The organism is Craterilacuibacter sp. (genome assembly GCF_051659485.1).
In the GTDB taxonomy this organism is placed as follows: Bacteria; Pseudomonadota; Gammaproteobacteria; order Burkholderiales; family Chromobacteriaceae; genus Craterilacuibacter.
The window spans coordinates 1-5,895 of the sequence record NZ_JBOFOO010000269.1 but is presented as its reverse complement, the minus strand read 5'-3'; the positions used below and the strand labels follow the sequence as shown (position 1 = coordinate 5,895).

The following is a 5,895-nucleotide window of genomic DNA, read 5'->3' as shown; positions in this document are numbered from 1 at the left end:
TGCCGAGCGCGCGCGTCTGAGTCATCCGCTGGTCGGTGGCGTTATCCTGTTTCGCCGTAATTTCGAGTCGGTCAAGCAACTCAAGGCGCTGACCGCCGAGATCCGTGCGCTACGCGCGCCGCATCTGCTGATCGCCGTCGATCACGAGGGCGGGCGGGTGCAGCGTTTTATTCCGGGCTTTACCCGCTTGCCGGCGATGCGGGCGCTGGGCGAAGCTTACGATGCCGACCCGCAAGCCGCGCTGGTGCTGGCGCGTGATGTGGGCGAGGTGTTGGCCGCAGAACTATCGGCCTGCGGCATTGATTTGTCGTTTACGCCGGTGCTGGATCTGGACTGGGGGCAGTGCGCGGTGATCGGTAACCGCAGCTTCCACCGCGATCCGGCGGTGGTGTCGGATCTGAGCTGTGCCTTGCAGCAGGGGTTGGCTGCCGGCGGCATGCAAAGCTGCGGCAAGCATTTTCCCGGCCACGGTTTTGTCGAGGGGGATAGCCATCATGTGATTCCGGTGGATAGCCGCTCGCTGGAGGCCTTGCGTGATGATGACCTCAAGCCGTTTGCGGCGCTGGCGAATGCCGGTATGGCGGCGGTGATGCCGGCGCATGTAGTGTATCCGGCTGTGGATGGTCAGGCAGCCGGTTTCTCGCAGCGATGGCTGCAGGACATCTTGCGCGACGAGCTGGGTTTTGACGGGGTGATCTTTTCGGATGACCTGACCATGGAAGGCGCGGCCGCCGCCGGCGATATTGTCGATCGCGCCGATGCGGCGCTGGCCGCCGGCTGCGATATGGTACTGGTGTGCAACCGCCCCGATCTGGCGGACGACTTGCTTGCCCGCCTGCTGCCGCCGGCGCAGCCGCAACTGGCCGCCCGTCTGGCGCGCATGGCCGGGCATGGCACGGCACAAGACTGGCAGGCACATGTGGCGACGGCCGCTTTTGCCGTGCGCCAGGCGAGCGTGCTGGCGCTGGGTTTGCCGGCCGATACGCTGACCGGGCCCAAGGTGGGCGAAGCCTACTAAAATATTGCCTTGCCCGCATGTTTGTGGGCGGGTCTTGCCAATCAACGCCGCAGCCTTATCCGCTGCGGCGTTTGCTGTTGAGTGGCGTCTCAGCTCAGGGGGGCGGGTTTTTCATACAGATAGCCCTGATGGTGCTGGCAGCCATTGGCCAGCAGGAAGTCGCGCTGCTGCGCGGTTTCCACGCCTTCGGCGATGACGGTCAGCTCCAGACTATGGGCCAGTGCGATGATGGTACGTACAATGGCGTCAGCGCTAGTGCTGTGCATGATGTCGTCGACAAAGCTCTTGTCGATTTTGAGCTGGTTCAGCGGCAGGTGTTTGAGGTAGGACAGCGAAGAGTAGCCGGTGCCGAAATCGTCCAGCGAAAACAGGACGCCATGCTTGCGCAGCTTGTGCATTTTGTCGGCGGCATGTGCAATATCGCTCAGCAGCAGGCTTTCGGTCAGTTCCAGCTCCAGCCGTTCGGGTGTGGCGCCACTTTGTTGCAGGATGGCAATCACGGTATCGGCAAAATCATCCTGCTGGAACTGCAGCGGACTGATATTGACCGCAAGCCGCAGATGGGCGCTGTCTTTATGTTTGCCCCAGCGCGCCAGTTGCTGGCATGCCTGTTCCAGTACCCATGTGCCTAGCGGAATGATCAGGCCAGTCTCCTCGGCCAGTGCTATGAAATACCCTGGCGGGGTGAGGCCCCGCTGCGGGTGCTCCCAGCGCAGCAGCGCCTCGTAGCCGGTGGCCACACCATTGTTATCCACCTGTTTTTGGTAGTGCAGGACAAATTGCTGTGCGGCGATGGCCTCGCGTAGTGCGTGTTCCTGCGCCAGCCGCAGCTGGACGGCAGTTTGCATTGCCTGATCATAAAAGCGCAGGGTGTTGCGCCCGGCGGTCTTGGCTTGATACATGGCAAGGTCGGCCTGGCGCAATAATTCGTCTGCGCGACCGGCACTGTCTGAAAACAGTGCGATGCCGATACTGCCGCTGCAGTGGTGGATATGGCTACCCAGGTGATAGGGCTGGGCCAGCAAGCTGCCCAGCAGCTCGGCGACATGTTCGGCCTGACTGGCGGCCTTGGCCGGTTCGCTGTCGAGGTTTTCCAGCAGGACGACGAATTCGTCGCCGCCCAGACGGGCGATGGTGTCGTCCTGGCGCAGGCGTTGCCCCAAGCGTTCGGCGGCCTCCTTGAGTAGGCGGTCTCCCATCTCGTGGCCGTAGCTGTCGTTGAGCGGCTTGAAATTGTCCAGGTCGATAAACAAGAGTGCACCTTCGTTGCCGTTGCGCTGGTGGGTGAGCAGTGCGTGGTCGATGCGTTCTAGCAGTAGCCGGCGGTTGGGTAGTCCGGTCAGCGGGTCATAAAATGCGAGGCGGTGGATCTCGCGCTCGGCAGCCTTGTGCTGTGACAGATCCGAGAGCGTGACAATGTAGTGGCTGATGGCGCCACTGTCATCCCTGATGGCGCTGCCCGTCATCCATACCGGGATGAAGCGGCCCTGTTGGTGCTTGATCCAGAGCTCGCCTTGCCAGCTGCCGCTGCTGGCTACGGCCTCCCAGATGCCGTTATAGAAATCCAGGTCGTACTTGCCGGTGCGCAGCAGTAGCGGGCTTTGGCCGGCAAGGCGGGCGCTGTTGTAGCCGCAGATTTCGCCGAATGCCCGGTTGGCGCGCAGGATCAGCTGGTCGGCGCTGACGATGAGCATGCCCTCCTGGGCATCGAATACGCTGGCTGCGATGCGCAGTTCTTCGTCGGCTGCGCGCCGCTGGCTAATGTCGCTCAGGCTGCCAACCATGCGTAATACGGTTCCCGCGTCGTCACGTTCGACCACATCGCCGCGATCCAGTACCCATACATAGTGGCCATCATGATGGCGCAGGCGGTGTTCGCTGACATAGCTGCCTTTGCCCTGCAGGCATGCCCCGATGCGTGCCTGTACTGCCGGTCGGTCGTGCGGATGGATCAGATGAATAAAAAAATCGGTGGCATGGCTGAGGTGCGATGGGTCCAGCCCTAGCAGGTGACACCATTGGGCATTGTGGCTAACCTGCTGTGCGGCCAGATTCCAGTCCCATAGTCCTTCGCCACTGGCTGTCATCGCCAGAGCCAGTTGCTGTGCCTGGGCGCCCAGTTTCAGCTCGCGTTGCTTGCGCGCATGGATGTCCTGTACGAAGCCGATGGCTTGCATGTCGGCATCGACGGCTTCGCCGCTGATATAGAGCCAGCGCCAGCTTTCGCCATCACGCACCCGTAGTTCGACGGTAAAGTGCTTGCCGTTCATGAGCTCGCGCCAAGCCGTTTGCAGTGCCGCTTGGTCTTGCGGGTGGATGCGCTCGGCCAGTTTGCGTGGATGCAGGATAGCCCCCGCGGGCAGTCCGAACAGGCGGCAGGCCTCATCCGAGCCTTCGAGGCGGTCGCCGCCAGCCGAATAGTGCCAGTTGCCCAGACGGGCCAGATGCTGGATGCGATGGTTGATTTGGTGGCGCATGGCGGTTCCCTCTTTAGGGGCGGGCACGACTTGTGTCTGGCTTTAGCATAGACGGGTAACGCCGGTCTGATTTTCCGAATGCCTGCCTGTGCCTAGCTTGCTATTGGCTCTTATTGACAAGCCGGTGTCAGCTTTAAGCTTTGTTATGGGCAATGGCTTTTTTAAAATCGGGTGAACGCTGCGGTATCCGGCAAGCTTGGTGTTGCTGCTGGCGCTAAGGGTGGGCTCGGGTGCGGGCATGGTGCCCATCCTTGCCGTTGAGCGGCAATTATTGCCGTTTTATTTGCCCGAGCTGTGCCATGTCTCTGTAAAATACCCCAGTAAAATTTGGGCCTATTCGATAGTTTGCTATTCATTCGTGTCTGGCACGAATCCTGCTATATCATGTGTGCTTACTGGGGGTGAACATGCTAGACAAGATTGCCAAACACTTTGAATTCCAGCAGCAGTCACTGAATCTGCGCGCCTATCGCGCCGAAGTGTTGGCGAGCAACCTCGCCAATGATGACACGCCCAACTACAAGGCGGTGGATTTCGATTTTGGCAAGGCTTTGTCTGGTGCGCAGTCGCAGCAGCAAGGCGCGGGCCTTGCCATGGCGCGTACCAGCGCCGGCCATCTGGATGGTGTGGCCGCCACTGCCGCCGATGGCAAGCCGGAGTTGGGCTACCGCCATAGTGTGCAGCCCAGTCTGGATGGCAATAGCGTGGACATGGATGTGGAGCGTGCTGCGTTTACCGACAACTCCTTGCGCTATCAAAGTACGCTGACCTTTCTCAATCGCCGCATTACCGGTTTGGCCGATGCAATCAAGGGTGGTCAATAATCATGTCGCTTTCCAATGTGTTTACCATTGCAGGGTCTTCGCTGACTGCGCAATCGCAGCGCCTTAATTTGGTGGCCAGTAATATTTCCAATGCCGAGAGTGCAACCAGCTCCACCGGTGAGCCCTATCGCGCGCGCCATGTGGTGTTTTCTGCCACGCCGGTGTCGGCCAGTCAGCCGCAGGTAGCGGGTGTGCGCGTGACGCAGATCGTGGAAGATACGTCGCCGTTCCGCCTCAAATACGATCCGTCGCATCCGCTGGCCGATGAAAAGGGTTATCTGAAGTTGCCCAACGTCAATCCGGTTGAAGAGATGGCCGACATGATTTCCGCTTCGCGCTCGTACCAGACCAGCGTGGAAGTGATGAATACCGCCAAGACCCTGCTGCAGAAAACCCTGCAGTTGGGCCAGTAATAGAAGAAAGGGCTTGAGCCATGGTGAGTGCCGTCAGTAGTCAGGACATCATTTCCGACCTGAACAAAACCGGGAATGCGGGCCGTTCGAGCGCGGATGCCAATTCGTCGCAAGGGATTCAGGATCGTTTCCTCAAGCTGCTGATGACCCAGTTGCAGGCGCAGGATCCGCTGAATCCGATGGACAATGCCGAGATCACCAGCCAGATGGCGCAGATCAGTACCGTGACCGGCATGGAAAACATGAACCAGACCATGAATATGCTGCTGCAATCGCAGTTCGCCAACCAGTCGATGATGGCGGCGACCATGATAGGCAAGGACGTGATGACCGACGGCAACGCGCTGCATATCAAGGGCGAGGGCGGTACCGCCAATGGTGCCGTCGAACTGAACGGGCCGGCCGACAAGGTCACGGTTACGGTATCGGATAAGGATGGCAATGTGGTCAGCACCATCGCCATCGACAAGCCGACAACCGGTATCAACAAATTCGAGTGGGACGGTACCGATGGTAGCGGCAATGCGCTGCCCGAGGGCGAGTACAGCTTCAAGGTCGAGGCCAGTAATGGGGGCGTGGCGGTGACGGCCAATCCGCTGGGCTTCAGCAAGGTGACCGGCGTGACTTGGGAACAGGGCATCCCGATGCTGATGCTGGCCGGTGGCAAGACGACTAGCCTGGGCGAGATCATCCAGATCGTTTAAGCGCAGCGCAGACAAGAATACGGAAATAGGGGCGAGACATGAGTTTTCAGCAAGGTTTGAGTGGTCTGGGTGCGGCATCCAAGCAGCTGGATGTAATCGGCAACAACGTGGCCAACGCCAGTACCGTCGGTTTTAAGAAGGCACGCGCCGAATTTTCCGATCTGTACGCGGCCAGTATGTACGGGGTGTCGGCAACGGCAACCGGTATCGGCTCGCGCACCGTGGCGGTGACCCAGCAATTTAACCAGGGACCGGTAACCAGTACCGGCAACCCCATGGATATGGCGATTACCGGGCAAGGTTTTTTTCGCATGCAAGGCGCAGACGGACAGGCGATGTATACCCGCAACGGCGAGTTCCAGCTTGATCGCGAGGGATACTTCGTCAATGCCGGCCATTATCTGACCGGTTACGGGGTGGATGACAAGGGGCAAGTGGTCGCCGGGCCGCCTCAGCCTT

Annotated in this window: 6 protein-coding genes; 5 read left to right on the top strand and 1 reads right to left on the bottom strand. The window is 60.0% G+C overall.

Annotated elements, in window-relative coordinates; translation table 11 throughout:
• The coding region (gene nagZ / locus ACRC1E_RS09305; RefSeq protein WP_438514819.1) for a beta-N-acetylhexosaminidase at positions 1-1,018 on the top strand (1,018 nt) is incomplete at its 5' end.
• Positions 1,019-1,107: 89 nt separating this feature from the next.
• Here the strand turns inward: nagZ and ACRC1E_RS09300 are convergent.
• Entirely contained in the window at positions 1,108-3,495 is a 2,388-nt protein-coding gene (locus ACRC1E_RS09300) for an EAL domain-containing protein (protein ID WP_438514818.1), read from the bottom strand.
• Positions 3,496-3,902: 407 nt separating this feature from the next.
• On the opposite strand from ACRC1E_RS09300, the gene flgB reads away from it, so the two are divergent.
• The 4 genes from flgB to ACRC1E_RS09280 form a co-directional block, all read left to right on the top strand.
• Positions 3,903-4,319, top strand: coding sequence for a flagellar basal body rod protein FlgB (gene flgB / locus ACRC1E_RS09295; protein ID WP_438514817.1), 417 nt, complete (start codon positions 3,903-3,905; stop codon positions 4,317-4,319).
• 2 nt (positions 4,320-4,321) lie between these two features.
• A complete protein-coding gene (gene flgC / locus ACRC1E_RS09290) occupies positions 4,322-4,732 on the top strand; it encodes a flagellar basal body rod protein FlgC (RefSeq protein WP_124734360.1) in 411 nt (136 codons plus the stop codon).
• Between the two features lie 20 nt (positions 4,733-4,752).
• Positions 4,753-5,436 carry a flagellar hook assembly protein FlgD gene (locus tag ACRC1E_RS09285; RefSeq protein ID WP_438514816.1) on the top strand — a complete coding sequence of 228 codons (684 nt, stop codon included), beginning with the start codon at positions 4,753-4,755 and terminating at the stop codon, positions 5,434-5,436.
• A 38-nt stretch (positions 5,437-5,474) separates the two neighbouring features.
• Positions 5,475-5,895 (top strand): flagellar hook-basal body complex protein (locus tag ACRC1E_RS09280; RefSeq protein ID WP_438514815.1); only part of this gene is annotated, 421 nt, incomplete at its 3' end.

Coding starts and splice junctions, on each gene's coding strand:
- ACRC1E_RS09300 (WP_438514818.1), bottom strand. CDS start 3,495: ATGCGCCACCAAATCAACCATCGCATCCAGCATCTGGCCCGTCTGGGC.
- flgB (WP_438514817.1), top strand. CDS start 3,903: ATGCTAGACAAGATTGCCAAACACTTTGAATTCCAGCAGCAGTCACTG.
- flgC (WP_124734360.1), top strand. CDS start 4,322: ATGTCGCTTTCCAATGTGTTTACCATTGCAGGGTCTTCGCTGACTGCG.
- ACRC1E_RS09285 (WP_438514816.1), top strand. CDS start 4,753: ATGGTGAGTGCCGTCAGTAGTCAGGACATCATTTCCGACCTGAACAAA.